The organism is Pseudomonas sp. TMW22089, assembly GCF_022496645.1.
Lineage (GTDB): Bacteria > Pseudomonadota > Gammaproteobacteria > Pseudomonadales > Pseudomonadaceae > Aquipseudomonas > Aquipseudomonas paraversuta.
Genome location: NZ_SCFG01000019.1, coordinates 1 through 16369, shown reverse-complemented (window position 1 = coordinate 16369; position 16369 = coordinate 1). Strand labels below are relative to the sequence as shown.

General features: G+C 60.6%; 15 protein-coding genes. 9 read left to right on the top strand and 6 right to left on the bottom strand.

The annotated features are described in order from the left end of the window. Positions 1–175: 175 nt before the first annotated feature. Positions 176–1198 (bottom strand): LacI family DNA-binding transcriptional regulator, encoded by a 1023-nt coding sequence (locus EQV90_RS16290; protein WP_010657235.1) that lies wholly within the window; start codon positions 1196–1198, stop codon positions 176–178. A 136-nt stretch (positions 1199–1334) separates the two neighbouring features. On the opposite strand from EQV90_RS16290, the gene EQV90_RS16285 reads away from it, so the two are divergent. After that, on the top strand, positions 1335–2177 hold the full coding sequence (locus tag EQV90_RS16285) for an SDR family oxidoreductase (RefSeq protein WP_003446400.1): 843 nt from the start codon (positions 1335–1337) through the stop codon (positions 2175–2177). Continuing rightward, on the top strand, positions 2174–3334 hold the full coding sequence (locus EQV90_RS16280; RefSeq protein ID WP_003446399.1) for a phytanoyl-CoA dioxygenase family protein: 1161 nt from the start codon (positions 2174–2176) through the stop codon (positions 3332–3334). The genes EQV90_RS16285 and EQV90_RS16280 overlap by 4 nt, the downstream gene beginning before the upstream one ends. On the opposite strand, the gene nikR is transcribed toward EQV90_RS16280, so the two are convergent. Next, positions 3325–3744, bottom strand: coding sequence for a nickel-responsive transcriptional regulator NikR (nikR, locus tag EQV90_RS16275; RefSeq protein ID WP_003446397.1), 420 nt, complete (start codon positions 3742–3744; stop codon positions 3325–3327). The two genes, EQV90_RS16280 and nikR, sit on opposite strands and share 10 nt — an antisense overlap. Positions 3745–3895: 151 nt before the next feature. Between nikR and nikA the strand changes: the two genes are divergently transcribed. Genes nikA through EQV90_RS16250 form a run of 5 tightly spaced genes read left to right on the top strand, consistent with a single transcriptional unit; the run spans position 3896 to position 8767 of the window. Beyond that, positions 3896–5410: a nickel ABC transporter substrate-binding protein gene (nikA, locus tag EQV90_RS16270; protein ID WP_240878407.1), complete on the top strand. Its 1515-nt coding sequence runs from the start codon at positions 3896–3898 to the stop codon at positions 5408–5410. Between the two features lie 3 nt (positions 5411–5413). After that, the gene (nikB, locus tag EQV90_RS16265; RefSeq protein WP_240878406.1) at positions 5414–6355 is read left to right on the top strand and encodes a nickel ABC transporter permease subunit NikB; all 942 of its coding nucleotides are present in this window, start codon (positions 5414–5416) and stop codon (positions 6353–6355) included. Then, positions 6352–7197: a nickel ABC transporter permease subunit NikC gene (gene nikC / locus EQV90_RS16260; protein ID WP_003446390.1), complete on the top strand. Its 846-nt coding sequence runs from the start codon at positions 6352–6354 to the stop codon at positions 7195–7197. Before nikB ends, nikC begins: the two co-directional genes overlap by 4 nt. Next, on the top strand, positions 7194–7967 hold the full coding sequence (locus tag EQV90_RS16255; protein ID WP_160627424.1) for an ATP-binding cassette domain-containing protein: 774 nt from the start codon (positions 7194–7196) through the stop codon (positions 7965–7967). The genes nikC and EQV90_RS16255 overlap by 4 nt, the downstream gene beginning before the upstream one ends. Beyond that, positions 7964–8767, top strand: a complete 804-nt coding sequence (locus tag EQV90_RS16250) for an ABC transporter ATP-binding protein (RefSeq protein WP_003446388.1) — start codon at positions 7964–7966, stop codon at positions 8765–8767. Before EQV90_RS16255 ends, EQV90_RS16250 begins: the two co-directional genes overlap by 4 nt. Positions 8768–8825: 58 nt before the next feature. On the opposite strand, the gene EQV90_RS16245 is transcribed toward EQV90_RS16250, so the two are convergent. Together EQV90_RS16245 and EQV90_RS16240 are read right to left on the bottom strand one after the other, a co-directional pair. Beyond that, a complete protein-coding gene (locus tag EQV90_RS16245) occupies positions 8826–9926 on the bottom strand; it encodes a polyamine ABC transporter substrate-binding protein (protein ID WP_240878405.1) in 1101 nt (366 codons plus the stop codon). Continuing rightward, the gene (locus tag EQV90_RS16240; RefSeq protein ID WP_240878404.1) at positions 9923–10747 is read right to left on the bottom strand and encodes a carbon-nitrogen hydrolase family protein; all 825 of its coding nucleotides are present in this window, start codon (positions 10745–10747) and stop codon (positions 9923–9925) included. Before EQV90_RS16240 ends, EQV90_RS16245 begins: the two co-directional genes overlap by 4 nt. A gap of 92 nt (positions 10748–10839) precedes the next feature. On the opposite strand from EQV90_RS16240, the gene EQV90_RS16235 reads away from it, so the two are divergent. Together EQV90_RS16235 and EQV90_RS16230 are read left to right on the top strand one after the other, a co-directional pair. Then, positions 10840–11628: a helix-turn-helix transcriptional regulator gene (locus EQV90_RS16235; protein WP_003446382.1), complete on the top strand. Its 789-nt coding sequence runs from the start codon at positions 10840–10842 to the stop codon at positions 11626–11628. 107 nt (positions 11629–11735) lie between these two features. Next, positions 11736–13475, top strand: a complete 1740-nt coding sequence (locus tag EQV90_RS16230) for a dipeptidase (protein WP_127197082.1) — start codon at positions 11736–11738, stop codon at positions 13473–13475. 363 nt (positions 13476–13838) lie between these two features. Here the strand turns inward: EQV90_RS16230 and EQV90_RS16225 are convergent, their stop codons facing one another. Both EQV90_RS16225 and EQV90_RS16220 read right to left on the bottom strand, forming a co-directional pair. After that, entirely contained in the window at positions 13839–14936 is a 1098-nt protein-coding gene (locus EQV90_RS16225) for a P1 family peptidase (RefSeq protein ID WP_202210544.1), read from the bottom strand. Positions 14937–15042: 106 nt separating this feature from the next. Next, positions 15043–16143 carry a polyamine ABC transporter substrate-binding protein gene (locus EQV90_RS16220; protein WP_203009454.1) on the bottom strand — a complete coding sequence of 367 codons (1101 nt, stop codon included), beginning with the start codon at positions 16141–16143 and terminating at the stop codon, positions 15043–15045. Positions 16144–16369: the final 226 nt, after the last annotated feature.

Here is a 16369-nt window from a genome sequence, read left to right as displayed (position 1 = left end):
CCATGAAGTTTTTATTCCCCCTCCATCCGGCAATACCGCCAGCACAGCCCAATGCCTCGCATTGGGCTGTGCTGTTTGAAACCTGCTGTTGAAACGACCTGGTCTTTTTAGACACTAAAGACCTTGCCCGTTGTTCGCTATATAGCGGCCACTCCAGGCCGCAACCGGATACGACTTATGGCAAATTGAACGGGGTCACGATCTGCACCTGTGACGGGCTTATCGGACCTGCTTTCCATACCCGGTGATAGTGCAGGATATGCAGGAACACATGCCGGGCATCGACCTGCAGGTTGTGATCGATGATTGCGGCGATTTTTTCTTCGGCCAGCAATTGCCGGTTTTCTTCATCCAGATCATGCCCGATAAACACTTGCAGCGGCCGTCCAAGGGCGGCGAAAGCATCGACAATCGCCCGGTTGCCACCGCCCACGCTGTACACCGCCTGCAATCGCGGATGCTGTTCCAGGGCCAGGGTCACGCGGGCAAAGGTCGGTTCGTAGACCCCGAGCCCTTCACTGATGTCCAGTACCCGCAGGTGCGGCGCCCGCCCACGCAACCACATGCGAAAGCCCATTTCACGTTCTTCCTCGCCGCGAAAACGTTCGCTGCTGATCACCACCGCCACCTCTTGCGCCTCCGTACCCAGCCAGCGTGACAGCAAGTACGCTGCGGTTTGCCCGGCGTTGCGGTTGTCCATGCCGACGTACGCGATGCGATCACTCTGGGGTAAATCGGTGACCAGGGTCACCACCGGAATCCCGGCCGCCACCAGCCGGTTGACCGCAAGGTTGATCAATGGCTCATCCGCCGCCTTGAGCACCACCCCCTGACTGCCCTTCTCTGCGCAGCGCCGGATCAAGTCGTGCATGGCCTGGGGGTCGATCTCTTCGAACAGATGAAAACGCGGCGAAATACGAAACGGCGCCATGCTGCTCAGCTGTGCCGTTATGGCTTCTTTTACCGCCGTACTGAAGCGCTCCGGGGTGTGCAGGATGACGTCGACATGAAAAGTGCGACCCATCGCCAGGCCACTTTTCTCCTGAGCTTCCAGCTCGCCCAGGGCCTGCTCGATACGCCGTTGAGTCTGCTGATGAAAACTGCCGCGCTGGTGCAGCACGCGGTCGACCGTGGCTTTGCTGACACCGGCCTGGGTAGCAATTTGCTTGATGGAGAAACGCTTGGCACGGCTGAGCATGATAATCCCCGGGCTTTTTCTTGAGGTTTTTATGAGGTCTTTTCTGCCAGTTATGAGGCTTGGCTGATGCTAGTCTCGGTTTCACGAGGTGTCACCCGACGATCTCGACAACAATAAAAAACCGCAGGAGACGTTCATGTCTGAAGCCGATTTTTCCACCCAGTTCGCAGGCCGTTTTTTTGTCGTTACCGGCAGTACTCAAGGCCTCGGCGCAGCCGTGGCCCATACCCTGGCGCGTCGCGGTGCAGCCGGGCTGATCATTTGCGGGCGCAGCCGTGACAAAGGCGCCGAGCAGGTGCGCCAGCTGGCACAACTGGACTGCCAGGCCTTTTTCGTCGAGGCCGACATGGAGCGTGTGGAAGATTGTCGCGCCGTGATCGAAGCCGCACGCAAACATTTCGGCACCTTGCATGGGTTGGTCAACTGCGCAGGCATGTCTGACCGAGGCAGCATTCTCGACACTTCGCCAGAACTGTTCGACCGCATCTTCGCAGTCAATGTGCGGGCACCGTTTTTCCTTATGCAAGAAGCCATCAAGCTGATGATCCGCCAGGGTGTTGAAGGCGCCATCGTCAATATCCAGAGCGTCAGCGGCCATGGCGGCCAATCGTTTCTCTCGGCTTACTCGACGTCCAAGGGCGCACTGGCGATCCTCACCAGGAACGTGGCCTTCAGCACCCTGCGCAACCGGATCAGGGTCAACGGTCTGAATATCGGCTGGATGGACACCCCCCACGAAGACCAGATCCAGCGCCAATACCACGGCGCACAGGATGGCTGGCTGGCCGAAGTGGAACAGTCGATGCCGTTCGGCCGGCTGCTCAAGCCTGAAGAAGTCGCCCGCAGCGTGGCCTTTTTGCTGTCCGCTGAGTCCGGAATGATGACCGGCTCGGTGATTGACCTGGAGCAAGGCGTGATGGGCTGTGGTGACGGTTCAACCCCGCGCCCGGACGCACCTTTGGCATTGGGTGATGCATGACCGGCGCCAGCGCTTTCGTCCGCCAGAGTGCAGTGGCTCTGAGTGACTTTGCCGCGCTGTGCGGGCAGTCTGCCAAAGCCGCGGATTACCCGGGTTGCGCCGGGGTCCAGAGCAATGTGGTGATCTATCACGCCGATACGCTACACAAGGCATTGCGTGACGACCCGCTACCGCTGATGAACCAGCTGCACCATTTGTTGCGCCATGGCCCCGGGGTGCTGGTGGTGCGCCAGGCCTATGGCGATCTGCAAGTGGTCGATCGCCATAGCCGGGTATTCGAAGCGATTCTTGCCCGCCAGGCACAGGCCGCAACCGGTGCCGATCATTTCGCCAAAGCAGGGAGCAACGGTCGCATATGGAACTCCCTGCAAAAGGCGGCGCTGTATTCACCCGAGTCGTTTATCGAGTACTACGCCAACCCTCTGATCGGGCTGATTGCCGAGGCGTGGCTGGGGCCGCATTTCCAGATCACGGCCCAGGTCAACGTGGTGCATCCCGGCGGCCAGGCGCAGCAGCCCCACCGTGATTATCACCTGGGTTTTCAGTCGGTGGACGAGGTGCAAAGGTACCCGTTGCCACTGCATGTGCTGTCGCAGTATCTGACCTTGCAGGGCGCCATCGCCCACACCGACATGCCGCTGGAAACCGGGCCGACCCTGTTGCTGCCGTTTTCCCAGCAATATGACTTGGGGTATCTGGCATGGCGGGACGAGGCATTTATCGACTACTTCAACCAGCACGCGGTGCAACTGGCGCTGAGCAAGGGCGATATGCTTTTTTTCAACCCGGCGCTGTTTCACGCCGCCGGCAGCAACCACACCGCCAACTGCCAGCGCATGGCCAATCTGCTGCAAATCAGTTCGGCGTTCGGTAAGACCATGGAAAGCCTGGACCGCGAAAGCATGATGCTGGCGCTCTATCCGGCGCTGCTCAAGGGGCTGCAACAGGATGAACTGGACGCCCGGGATCTGGCGGCAGTGATTGCTGCGGTCGCTGACGGCTATGCATTCCCCACCAACCTGGACACCGACCCGCCGCTTCACGGCCTGGCACCGCAGACCGGGCAGCAGTTGATGCTTGAGGCCCTGAACAAGCGCTGGTCGTATGAAGTCTTTGAGCAACAGGTCAGCCTGATGCGCAGCAAGCGTCAGGCCTGATCACCTTCGATACCACCCAACGGAATGATCTGCGCGCTGCCATGCCGCACCCCGCGTTCGGCCATGACGTGGCGCGCCAGTTCCGAAACTTCGCCAATGCTGCCCTTGAGCACCGACACTTCCATGCATTTGCCCTGATCCAGATGCACATGCAGGGTCGAGAGGGTCAGGTCATGGTGCTCATGGAAGGCGGTGTTCAAACGCTTGGACAACTCCCGGGTGCCGTGATCGTAGACATAGCTCAAGGTGGCCACGCAGGGCTCCTGCGGGTTGCGGTTCTGCGGTTCCAGCAAACCGGCGCGCAATAAATCGCGAATGGCTTCGGAGCGTCCCTGATAACCGTGGGTGCCAACCCGCTGGTCAATCGCAGTCAGCAAGGCATCGTCCAGCGTGATTGTGACCCTCTGCATCTAATCGGCCTCGCAGTTATGATCTTTTGACATAGACTTCATACCCAATTAGTGGACAGGCCAGCGGCCATCAACCTGAGGGAGACGCAGTGTGGAGCAGTCAAGGATGAAAAAACAACTTGCCTTATGGATGTCCGGAGTCTGCCTGAGTATGGGCCTGATCACAGCCCACGCCGCCGACCCGGCCCCCACCCTCACCTATTCGTGGCCGACCAATGCCGGGCCGCTTGACCCCCGGGGTTACTCGCCAAACCAGATGTACGCCCAGGCCATGGTCTATGAGCCCCTGGTGCGGTACACCGACAAGGGCACGCTGGAACCCTGGCTCGCCACCCAATGGACAGTCTCGCCGGACGGCAAAACCTACACCTTTACCCTGCGTGACGCGGTGACCTTCAGCGATGGCAGCCCGTTCAATGCGTCCGCCGCCAAAGCCAGTCTGGACGCCGTACTGGCCAACAGCAAACGCCATCAGTGGATGGAACTGGTCTCCACCCTGGAGGGTGTTGAAGCACCGGACGAGCACACCCTGGTGCTCAAGCTGAGACACCCTTACTACCCGACCCTGATGGAACTGGCGCAAGTGCGCCCGCTGCGCTTCGGCGCACCGCACGCCAAACCGGGTGCACCGGTGGGCACCGGGCCCTGGATCCTGGCGCAAACCCGACGCGGCGAATACGACCGCTTCGAGCGCAACGAACGCTATTGGGGGGCCAGACCGGCTTACGGCTCAGTGCTGGTGAAGGTCATCTCCGACCCCGACAGCCGCGCCATTGCCTTGCAGACCGGGGAGCTGGATCTGATTCAGGGCGCCGAGGGTGAAATCTCCCCCGGGACCTTTGTGCGCCTGCGCGACTCAGGTTTCAACACCGCCATTTCCGCGCCCCTGGCCACCCGTTCGGTGGCGATGAACACCGGCCTGGCCCCCACCAACGAACTGGCGGTGCGCCAGGCGATCAATCAGGCCGTGGACAAGGACACCATCATCGCCAAGGTCCTGCATGGTCTGGAACCCCGTGCCGACGCCCTGTTTTCCAACAACATGCCGTACACCGATCTGGGCCTCAAGGCCGCGCCCTACGACCCGCAGCAAGCGCGCCAGACCCTGCTGGCCGCCGGCTGGAAAGCCCCGTCGGGCAAGGGCATCCTTGAGAAGGACGGTCAGCCCCTGAGCATCGAACTGGTGTTTCTGGGCACCAGCGCCCTGCAAAAAAGCCTGGCCGAAATCATCCAGGGCGAGCTGGCCAAGGTCGGAATCGAGGTCAAGCTGCGGGCCGAGGAAGACGGCGCGCTGGTGCAGCGCCAGCGTGAAGGCCGCTTCGGCATGATCTTCGCCGATACCTGGGGCGCGCCTTACGACCCGCACTCCTTTGTCAGCTCCATGCGCTATGCCGGGCACGCCGACTATATGGCCCAGCGCGGCCTGCCGATGAAGGATGCCATCGACGCCAGGATCGCCGAAGTCCTGGGCCAGACCGATGAGCAACAGCGCGCCGAAGGCTACCGCGAAATCCTCACCACCCTGCACGATCAGGCGGTGTATTTGCCGATTTCCTATCTGACCGCCATCAGTGTCAGCCGCAACAATGTGGCTAACGTCCAGTTCGGCAGCACGCTGTTCGACGTGCCGTTCGAAGTCATGCACCCAGCCACCGGGAAGCCCTGAGCCATGCTGCGCTATATCATTTTGCGTCTGGTACTGCTGATCCCGGTGCTGCTGGGGGTGTCGCTGATCGTGTTCATCCTCCTGCACCTGGGCAATGGCGACCCGGCCCTGGATTACCTGCGCCTGTCGCAGATCCCGCCGACCGACACCGCACTGGCAGAGGCACGCCAGGCTTTGGGGCTGGATCGCCCGCTGCCCGAGCAGTACATCAACTGGCTGTGGAATGCCCTGCACCTGGACTTCGGCACCTCCTACATTACCGGCCGCCCGGTGCTGGACGACCTGCTGTATTACCTGCCGGCCACTCTGCAACTGGGTGGCCTGGCCCTGCTCACCACTCTGCTCATGAGCATCCCGCTGGGCCTGGCCGCCGCGCGCTGGAAAGGCCGCTGGCCGGATCAGGTGGTGCGTTTCATCACCTTTATCGGTGTGTCGATGCCCAACTTCTGGCTGGCCTTTTTGCTGATCGCCCTGTTCTCCCTGTGGCTGGGCTGGTTGCCGCCGATGGGGCGTGGCGGGCCGCAGCACTTGCTGATGCCGGTACTGGCCATCGCGCTGATGTCGATGTCGATCAACGCCCGCCTGCTGCGCGCCAGCCTGCTGGATGTGCGCCAGCAGCGGCATGTGTTCTACGCCCGGGCCCGTGGCCTGAGCGAACGGCGGGTGTGGCGTGATCACATCCTGCGCAACGCCTGGATGCCGCTGGTGACCGCCACCGGCATGCATATCGGCGAACTGCTGGGGGGTGCATTAGTGATCGAAACCATCTTCGCCTGGCCCGGCGTCGGGCGCTTTGCGGTCAGTGCCGTGCTCAACCGCGACTTCCCGGTGATGCAGTGCTTCACCCTGTTGCTCACCACCCTGCTGGTGCTGTGCAACCTGGTGGTGGACATCTGCTACGCCTGGCTCGATCCGCGCACGCGTCTGTCGGGGGTGATGGCATGAGCACCTCAACCATGGCCTTGCCGGGTAAAAAACACGGGATGCGGGTCGGCTATCTGCTGGTCGGCCTGTTGCTGTTGATGGCACTGTTCGGGCCCTGGCTTGCGCCTTACGACGCGACCCTGGTGAGTCTGGATGATCGCCTGCTGCCCGCCAGCGCCAGCCACTGGCTGGGTACCGATCACCTTGGGCGCGACGTGCTTTCGCGCTTGATCGTCGGCACCCAGCTGTCCCTGGGCAGCGTGGTGCTGGTGCTGGCCCTGGTGCTGATCATGGGCGTGGTCATTGGCGGGATCGCCGGGATCGTTGGCGGCAAGGTCGACATGTTTCTGATGCGCCTGTGCGACATGTTCCTGACCTTCCCGACCCTGGTCCTGGCGTTCTTCCTGATTGCGCTGCTGGGCACCGGCCTGACCAACGTCATCATCGCCATCGCCCTGTCCCACTGGGCCTGGTACGCACGCATGGTGCGCGGCATGGTGCTGGCCCAGCGCAACCGCGACTATGTGCTCGCCTCACGGCTGGCCGGAGCCTCGCGCCTGACCCGTCTGCGCCAGCACGTGATGCCCAATGTGGTGGGACAGTTGCTGGTGCTGGCCTCGATGGATATCGGCCACATGATGCTGCACGTCTCGGGCCTGTCGTTCCTGGGTCTGGGCGTGAGCCCGCCGACTCCCGAATGGGGCGTGATGATCAACGACGCCAAGGAATTTATCTGGACCCAGCCGCAACTATTGCTGTGGCCGGGGCTGATGATTTTTATCTCGGTCATGGCCTTCAACCTGCTGGGCGACGCCTTGCGCGACCGGCTTGACCCCAGCGTGCTGGCGGAGATCAAGGAATGAAACATACCCTGAAAATCAGCGGCCTGACCCTCAAGCACCGGCAACGCACCCTGGTCGAGAGTGTCGAGCTGACCCTCAAGGCCGGCGAGGTGCATGCACTGGTGGGGGCCAGCGGTTCGGGGAAATCCCTGACCTGCCTGGGCATCCTCGACCTCTTGCCGCCCGGGGTGCACAGCAGCGGCGCCAGCCTGTTGCTGGACGGGCAGGCAGTTGCGGCCGCCAGCCTGCGCGGGCGCGAAGTGGCACTGGTACTGCAAAACCCGCGCAGTGCTTTCAACCCGGTCCGTTCACTGCGCCAGCACGCCTTGGAAACCCTGCAGGCGCGGGGCATACGGGGCGTCGACGCCGAGCAACTGATCCACGCCACCCTGCTTGAAGTCGGCCTGTTTGACGGCCAGCGGGTGCTCGATTCATTTGCCTTCCAGCTCAGCGGCGGCATGCTGCAACGGATGATGATTGCCCTGGCTCTGCTTGCCGACAGCCGATTCTTGCTGGCTGACGAGCCCACCAGCGATCTCGACGTGGTGGCCCAGGCGCGCTTTCTCGACCTGCTTGAACGACTGATGGTGCACCGTAATCTCGGGGTACTGCTGATCACCCATGACATGGGCGTCGTGGCCCGCTGCGCCGATCAGGTCACGGTCATGGCCCACGGCCGGATCGTCGAGCAGGCCGATGTGCATAGCCTGTTCCATGCCCCGCAGAGCCAGGAGGCGCGCACCCTGCTTGCGGCGCATCACTCGTTAACGATGGAGAGCTGCCCGGCATGAATTTATTCCAGATACGCAACCTCAGCCACGGCTATACCGCTGGCGCAATGTTCAGCAAACGGCATCGGGTGCAGGTGCTCAGCGAACTGAATCTGGACCTGCCCGAGGGCCAGAACCTTGGCCTGCTGGGGGGCAGCGGCAGCGGTAAAAGCACCCTCGCCCGCCTGTTGATGGGCCTGGAAAAGCCCGACCAGGGCAGCATCCACTTCAATGGCCAGGCTTTGCAGGGCACCCATCCGGAGTTTTTGCAGCGGGTGCAGATGGTGTTTCAGGATGCCCTCAGTGCTTTCAACCCCCAGCGCAGCATTGGCTGGAGCATTGCCGAGCCGTTGCGCCACCTTGCGGGCATGCACCGCGAGGCGTGCCAGGCCCGGGTTGAACAACTGTTGCAGCAGGTCAAACTCGAACCGGCCGACATCGACAAACTGCCGGCGCAACTCAGCGGCGGGCAGCTGCAAAGGGCCGGGATCGCCAGAGCCATGGCGGTTGGCCCGCAACTGATCATTCTTGACGAAGCCCTGTCCAACCTTGACCGGGTATTGCAGGTGCAGATTCTTGATTTGCTCGCAGAGGTGCGACGTGAATCCGGGACAGGGTTCTTGCTCATTACCCATGACCTGAGCCTGGTCCGGCGTTTTTGCCAGCGGGTGGTGGTGCTGGCCGACGGCAACCTGGTGGAAGACCGCGAAGTAACGCCGGGGATGCGCTTTGAGCATCCTGCGGCGCGCATTCTGCAGGAAGCCGTGCTGCCGGCGATGCCCGGGGCCCGACAGGTGGCCCCTCGCACGGCCAGCGCCTAGTCGCCGACCAGGCACGAAGCTGCGCTGGACTGCGCAGCAGCCCCCGGGTATCGGGGGCTCAGGTCCCGCTTTTGACCTTGCTCCACAACCGGGTGCGTATCCGCTCCAGTTTGAGTGCCATGGGCTGAAGCGGGAACAGGGTCGCCATCACTGCCTCGGTCGGGTAAATATCAGTGTCATCGCGAATGACTTTGTCCACCAGCTCCCTGGCGTCCTGGTTGCCATTGGGGTATTTGAGGTGGTTAGAGGTACGGGCAATCACTTCGGGGCGCAGCATGTAATTGATAAACGCCAACCCCTGTTGCGGGTTCGGTGCATCATTGAGCAACACCAGGTTCTCGATCCAGATCGGTGCCCCTTCACGGGGGATGCTGTAGCCAATGGTGCGACCATTGCCAGCCGCCAGCGACGCCGTTTTCGCGTCCTGCACCCCGCCTGCCCAGCCCACCACCACGCAGACATTGCCATTGGCCAGATCGGTGATGAACCTCGACGAGTCAAAGTAACGGATATACGGCCGCACCTTGAGCAGCAATGCCTCGGCCTTTTGGTAATCCTGGGGGTTGCTGCTGTTTTGCGGCAGGCCAAGGTAATGCAGGGCAATGGAGATAATATCGCCCGGGGCATCAAGCATGGCCACGCCGCACTGGCTCAGTTTGCTGATGTTTTCTTCCTTGAAGATCAGGTCCCAGGAATCCACCGCAGCATCAGGACCGAGAGTCGCCCTGACCTTGTCCGCGTCGTAACCAATGCCCGTGGTGCCCCACAGATAAGGCACCGCATAGCGATTACCGCGATCATTGTTTTGCATTTTCGCCAGAATGGCCGGGTCAAGGTGTGGCAGGTTGGGTAACTGCGAGCGATCGAGTTCCTTCAGCACCCCGGCTTTTATCAAATTAGGCAGCACATCGTTGCTGGCGACCACCACGTCGTACCCGCTGCCTCCCACCATGAGCTTGCTCTGCATCACATCACTGCTGTCGTACACGTCATACACCGAGCTGATGCCGGTTTCAGCCTGGAAATTCTTCGTCGCATCCGGGGCAATAAAGTCATACCAGTTGTAGATATGCACCTGAGAATCCGCCGCCTGCACCTGGGCCAGACCGACACTCAACAGGGTGGCCAGGGCCCAGTTGACAATGCGTTGACTTTTCATTGTGCAACTCCGGTCAGCAGCTCGCGGCGGCCATCTGGGTGGACGATCTGTTCGCCGGCAAGCAGCACACGGCGGTCCTTGAGATAGTCGTAATCACGGCGGGCGGACCTGAGCAGATCCAGGTCCAGCTCCACCACCTGTCGCAGTTCTTCGCGCCCGGCCTCAAAGACCACCTGGCCATGGGGGTCAACCACTGTACTGCCACCGGCAAATACCAGGCCGTCATCCCCTGCCCCGACGCGATTGACCATCACGGCAAAGATCTGGTTCTCCTGGGCCCGAGCCATGATGGCGGTACGATGCACCGCACCGTAGGGGTCCATATTACCGTTGGTGACGATAATCAGATCAGCGCCCAGTTGCGCCAGCGCACGGCTGGTTTCGGGGAACTCGATGTCATAACAGATCAGCAAACCCACTCGAATCCCGCGCCATGGCACCGTGCTGAAACGATCGCCGGGGCAAAAATCACCGCGCTCGGTTGGCCACAGGTGGGTCTTGCGATAAGCCAGCGCTATGCCCTCGGGGGTCACCAGAACCGAGGTGTTGTAGTAGGTACCGTTGTGCTGTTCAGCCATGCCCAGCACCACCGAAACATCCCGCTCGCGCACGGCCTGCAACACCCTGTGCAGGGCCGGGCCATGCACAGGTTCGGCGACGCGGGCCAGCTCATCGGCGCCGACAAAGCCGCTCAGATGAGTCTCGGGGAACACCAGCAAATCGGTGCCGGCCTCACAAGTGGCGATGGCATTGAGGGTACGCGTCAGGTTATAAGCGGTGTCGCCGTCACGGCCTGCCAGTTGCATCAGTTCAATCTTCATCTCAGATCCTTGCACGGGGGATGAACCGAGTATGGAACGCGGCATCGCGCCAATAAATGACATCGATGGGGTAACCCCCTCTGGGTACAAAGATGAGTCTGACATTGCAGGATGTGGCCTGGCATGACGCCATGGGCCGGGTGATTGAAACCCTCGATCGCCCCAATTTCTGGACCGCGCTGGTGCGCTTGCTCGGCCGCTACCTGCCCGTGGACAACTGGGTGGTGCTGATTTACGGCGCCGGCAAGCCCCAGGTACTGGCCGAGTCCCCCGGTGCCGACGGCGCCGTGGACCCGCTGTTCCAGGACTACCTCAAGGGCCTGTACCTGCTGGACCCGTTCTATATCGCCAACCGCGAAGCGCCCCAGAGCGGGTTGTTCCAGCTGCAGGACGTGGCTCCCGAATGCTTTGAACAGACCGATTACTACCAGCGTTATTTCCGTCTGAATATCGTGACCGACGAGGTGCATATCAACGTGCAACTCGACAATGAACGCACCCTCAGCCTGTCCCTGGGCAGCCAGTGCCGGTTCAGCCTGGAACAGACCGCCCTGCTGGGACTGGTCCAGCCGTGGGTCGCGGCGCTGATGCGCCAACGCCTGCTGTTTGAACGCGATCCCGGGGAAGCGCCAGAACTGACGCCCAACTGGCAGGCTCGCCTGGAGGCGGCCACTGCACAGTTGAGTTCGCCCCTCACCGCACGGGAGATGGAAGTGGGCCGGCTATTGCTCAGCGGCTGCTCGAACAAGGAAATCGCCCGCAAACTGGCAATCTCGGCCGAAACCGTAAAAGTGCATCGCAAACACATGTACAGCAAGCTGGGAATCAAGTCCCAGTCGGAACTGTTTTCACTGTTCCTGCAAGCCCAGCAATCGGTGTAGGCGCGAGGGTGAAATAAAGGGGGCTGTTTTTGACCCATTTTCGATAATGTTTTGTTACATTCATCCGCTAATCACCCTCAACCACCTGCAAAGGAATGCCCTGCACAATGGATTTCTCACTCAAGCAACTGGCCGCCGCAACCCTGATGATGGCCAGCCTCACAGCGTTCACCCCGGCTGCTATGGCCAATATCACCCCGCAGCAGAGCGAGCTCATTCTCAAGTCCTTCAGTGATAAATCGGTAACGGATTTCAGGCAGTTCCTGACCAGCCTGGCCAAGAGCGATCTGGCTAAAACCGATGACCTGGGCCCTGCGATCAATGCTTTTCTCGACAACAAAACCCTGTCCGCCGAGCAGCAGAACGAGATCTATCGCCTGCTGGGCCTGTACACGCGGATCAAGTACGGCAGCGCGGCCACCCAGACCCTGATCGAGCTGGTGGCCATCCCCACCGTCAACGTGGAAGGCGTGCCATCGTACAAGAATCCTGAATTCATCAAGATCGGCGACAAGATCAGAGACCTGGCCAAGGCCTTCAATCTGAACTATCGCAACGTCGATGGCCGGGTCTACGAGATCTCCCTGGAAGGCAAAGGCGATGAAGTGGTGGGCATCCACGCCCATGCCGACGTGGTACCGGTGAGCCCGGAAAACTGGGTACTGAAAGACGGCACCCGGCTTGACCCGTTCAAGGTCACCCTGATCGGCGACCGCATGTACGGCCGCGGCACCGAAGATGACAAGAACGGCATCGTGGTCACACTGTACGCAATGAAGGTGATCAAGGAAGAAAACCTGCCACTGGCACGCAATTTCAAGCTGCTGGTGGACACCACCGAGGAAACCAGTGGCGACGCCATTCCGTATTACTTCGAACACAACCCGACGCCCAACTACAACCTGGCACTGGATGGCGGCTACCCGGTGGTCATTGCCGAAAAAGGCTACGGCACGGTGATGGCCAACTTTGCACGGCGTAAAGCAGAAGGCCAGGGTGCAGAAATCACTTCGCTGACCGGCGGCCTGGCCACCAACCAGATCCCGTCGACATCAGTCGCCACTTTTGTCACTGACAAGCCTGCCGAGCTGGCCGCCAGCCTGCAAAAAGCCGGCATTGAATATGCCAGACGCAATGGTGAGAACTTCGAAGTGAGCGCCAAAGTGGTTGGCAAGGACGTGGTGCTGACCGTGACCGGCGTATCCGCCCACTCCTCCAAACCCGACTCCGGAGTAAACCCGGTGGCGCGGATGCTGGACTTCATCAACAGCCTCGAAGGTCAGGTAGCGCTCAAGCACAACCACATCACCGATGCGGCCCGTTATGCAGCCGACAACTGGGGCCTGGACTATCTGGGCGGCAAGTTGGGGATCGGTTTTGCCGATGATTTCATGGGGCCGCTGACCACTTCCCTGACCTATGTCGGGATGGACGACAACAACTTCAAACTGGCGGTCAACCTGCGCGTGCCCAAGGGTGAATCCCCGGAAGCGCTGAAAGCCGAAATCACCGAAAAACTGACGCAGTGGAGCAAGAACAACCATATCCCGTTGACCCTGGAGACCTCCATTGCCGAGCCGATGTACCGCAACCCTGAAGGCGAGTGGGTCAAGGCGCTGCTGGCGGTGGCCACTGAAAACCTGGGCATGGAACACAAGTTCGGCGCCTCCTCGGGTGCGACTTCGGTACATGAGCTGCCCAATGGCGTGCAATTCGGCCTGGCGATGCCCGGGGTCAAATACACCGGTCACAACGATAACGAGTTCAAGACAGTGAACCAGTTCATGCTGGACCTGCAGATCGTGACCGAAATGATGGCGCGCGTCGGCCAGCTGCCGAACCTCTGACCCGCCTCTGTGGGAGCTGGCTTGCCAGCGATGCATACACCGGGGTTTACCTGGTACACCGCACCGCTGCCATCGCGAGCAAGCTCGCTCCTACAGGTCCACCTGCCCACCCGCCTGGCCAGCGAACCATCATTACTGTGGGAGCTGGCTTGCCAGCGATGCTTACACCGGGATCGCTGACATCGCGAGCAAGCTCGCTCCTACAGGTTCACTTGCCCACCCACCTAGCCAGTGCACCATCATTTCTGTGGGAGCTGGCTTGCCAGCGATGCTTACACCGGGATCGCTGCCATCGCGAGCAAGCTCGCTCCTGCAGGTGCACCTGCCCACCCGCCCGGCCAGTGAACCATCACTACTGTGGGCTCAGGGTTGCCAGCCTACTTTGGCCAGGGCGCTAAGCAGGCGCTCTGGCTTGAGGGAAAACACCTGGCTGGCGCAACCCTTGAGGTCACTGGCAGCCAGCATGGCATTGAGAATGGCCTCTTCTACCGCGTCTGCGGCAGCCACGAACAACGGTGAGATGTAATCGTTATTGACCATCTGCAACTCGGTGGTCGGCGCCCCCGGATGACCAAAATCAGCCGCCGGCAAACTGCTGTTGCCCACCGAAAAGGCAATGAAGATATCGCCACTGGAATCCTCAGTGCCCCCTCCAACACGGGCCAGACCAACACTGGCCCGCTGCGCAAGCCGGGTGCATTGATGCGGCAACAAAGGCGCATCGGTAGCAATGGTAATCACGATGGAGCCCATGCCCGGCTCGCCGACATTGATCTCGCTCCTGAACGGCGACGGCACATCATTCAGTACCTTGCCGACCGGATACCCCGCCACCCGCAGCGCTTCTCGTACGCCGTAGTTGGCCTGCACCAGAGCGCCAACGGTCCAGCCGCCCTGCTCAGTGCTCAGCACCCGCGAAGCGGTGCCGATACCACCCTTGAATTCATGACAAATCATGCCCGTGCCACCACCCACATTGCCCTCCTGGACAGGGCCGGACCTTGCATCCAGCAGCGCCAGTTGCACATGCTCGGGGCGCACGTGCTGGCCCCAGATGTCATTCAAGGTGCCATCGTAGGTTTCCAGTACCACAGGCATGCACCAATAGGTGTGCTTCTTGCCCATTTCACGTTCTGCGGCCACCAGCGCATCGCGCACTACACCGACACTGTGGGTGTTGGTATAGGCGATGGGCGTGGTCAGTAAACCGGCTTCGCGAATCCACTCCAGACCGGTTGCGTCACCGTTGCCGTTCAACACATGGACCCCGGCAAAACACGGCTGCAAGTGCGCCGCACCGGCCCGCGGCTCAATGACCGTGACACCGGTATGGATGGAAGCTTCGGCGGTTTCTACATTCAGCGTGTGATGCCCGACCCGCACACCCGCAACATCGGTGATTGCGTTATAGAGGCCCGGGGTGCCCGAACCAATGGTTATGCCAAGCTCACGGATACGCATCGTTCTGCTCTCGTTGTGGTCAGTAAAGTGCGCCCAGTGTAGAAATCCGGGCAACACTTGACGATACCCCCCATTCACTACCCCAAAGAGGGTATGGATCAATCCTTTACTTGTCCGACTTGATGCTGGTCCAGGCCCGGGTGCGTACACGCTCGAGCTTCTGTGGCAGCGGCTGCACCACATACAGGTTGTTCAGAGCTTCGCTGGTCGGGGTCAGGTTGGGGTTGCCGGTAATGTCCTTGCTGATCAAGGGCAGCGAGTCTTTGTTGGCATTGGGATAACCGAGAAAATCGCTGATCGGGGCAATGACCTTGGGCTCCAGCAAGTTGTTGAGGAATTCATGGGCCTCGGCGACATTTTTCGCGCTTTTCGGAATGGCAAAGGTATCGAACCAGATGGGCGCGCCTTCCTTGGGCAGACGCCAGTCAACCACCACACCGTTGCCCGACTCTTTGGCCCGGTTGCCGAACTGGTAGAAGCTGCCGGAATAACCGATGGCCACGCAGATGTCACCGTTGGCAATGTCGGTCATGTATTTGGCCGAGTTGAAATAGGTGATGTAAGGACGAACCTTCAACATCAGTTCCTTGGCTTTTTCATAGTCGGCCGGGTTCTGGCTGTTCGGGTCCAGACCCAGATAGTGCAGGGCCAGCGGCAGGATCTCGGAAGGCGAGTCGAGCATGGCCACGCCGCAGGATTTCAGTTTTTCCATGTTCTCGGGTTTGAACACAAGGTCCCAGCTGTCCACCGGTGCATTGTCGCCCAGCGCGGCCTTGACCTTGGCCGGGTTGAAACCGATCAGCACCGTGCCGTACATGTAGGGCACCGCGTACTGGTTGCCGGGGTCGTTGGTCTGCAACAGCTTGAGCAAGGCCGGGTCTTGATGCTGCCAGTTGGGCAGTTTGGCTTTGTCCAGTTTCTGGAATACCCCGGCCTTGATCTGGGTATCGAGAAACTGGTTCGACGGCACCACCAGGTCATACCCCGAGTTGCCGGTCAGCAGCTTGGCCTCCAGGGATTCGTTGGTATCAAAGGTGTCCCAGATCACCTTGATCCCGGTTTGTTTGGCGAAGTCCTTGGGCACCGAAGGCAGGATGTAGTCTGCCCAGTTGTACACCCGCAATTCGCGCTGTTCGGCCTGTACGGCACTGGCCAGCAGGGTCAGTCCGCAGACGGTAAGGCCCAGTAAGCGTTTGATTGTGTGCATGCGTGTGTTCCCCGAAGTCGGCGTGAGATCGATATTTTTTATGTTCTGTACACGGCAGCGGCCTGCAAATGGCCAAGGGCAGCTCGGCAAACTTTCTTGTTAGGGAAGGTCTGAAGTAAGCAGCCGTTTTTAACGGTCTAGCTGTCTGAGGTTCAAAAAACACCGACTTAATCGAAAAACAGACCTTTCCTCCTGTCAGTTCACTATTTTTTGCGGAAGAGCACCT

Bases quoted from the DNA above. Each gene is read 5' to 3' on its own strand.
- EQV90_RS16290 (WP_010657235.1), bottom strand. From the start codon at position 1,198: ATGCTCAGCCGTGCCAAGCGTTTCTCCATCAAGCAAATTGCTACCCAG.
- EQV90_RS16285 (WP_003446400.1), top strand. From the start codon at position 1,335: ATGTCTGAAGCCGATTTTTCCACCCAGTTCGCAGGCCGTTTTTTTGTC.
- EQV90_RS16280 (WP_003446399.1), top strand. From the start codon at position 2,174: ATGACCGGCGCCAGCGCTTTCGTCCGCCAGAGTGCAGTGGCTCTGAGT.
- nikR (WP_003446397.1), bottom strand. From the start codon at position 3,744: ATGCAGAGGGTCACAATCACGCTGGACGATGCCTTGCTGACTGCGATT.
- nikA (WP_240878407.1), top strand. From the start codon at position 3,896: ATGGGCCTGATCACAGCCCACGCCGCCGACCCGGCCCCCACCCTCACC.
- nikB (WP_240878406.1), top strand. From the start codon at position 5,414: ATGCTGCGCTATATCATTTTGCGTCTGGTACTGCTGATCCCGGTGCTG.
- nikC (WP_003446390.1), top strand. From the start codon at position 6,352: ATGAGCACCTCAACCATGGCCTTGCCGGGTAAAAAACACGGGATGCGG.
- EQV90_RS16255 (WP_160627424.1), top strand. From the start codon at position 7,194: ATGAAACATACCCTGAAAATCAGCGGCCTGACCCTCAAGCACCGGCAA.
- EQV90_RS16250 (WP_003446388.1), top strand. From the start codon at position 7,964: ATGAATTTATTCCAGATACGCAACCTCAGCCACGGCTATACCGCTGGC.
- EQV90_RS16245 (WP_240878405.1), bottom strand. From the start codon at position 9,926: ATGAAAAGTCAACGCATTGTCAACTGGGCCCTGGCCACCCTGTTGAGT.
- EQV90_RS16240 (WP_240878404.1), bottom strand. From the start codon at position 10,747: ATGAAGATTGAACTGATGCAACTGGCAGGCCGTGACGGCGACACCGCT.
- EQV90_RS16235 (WP_003446382.1), top strand. From the start codon at position 10,840: ATGAGTCTGACATTGCAGGATGTGGCCTGGCATGACGCCATGGGCCGG.
- EQV90_RS16230 (WP_127197082.1), top strand. From the start codon at position 11,736: ATGGATTTCTCACTCAAGCAACTGGCCGCCGCAACCCTGATGATGGCC.
- EQV90_RS16225 (WP_202210544.1), bottom strand. From the start codon at position 14,936: ATGCGTATCCGTGAGCTTGGCATAACCATTGGTTCGGGCACCCCGGGC.
- EQV90_RS16220 (WP_203009454.1), bottom strand. From the start codon at position 16,143: ATGCACACAATCAAACGCTTACTGGGCCTTACCGTCTGCGGACTGACC.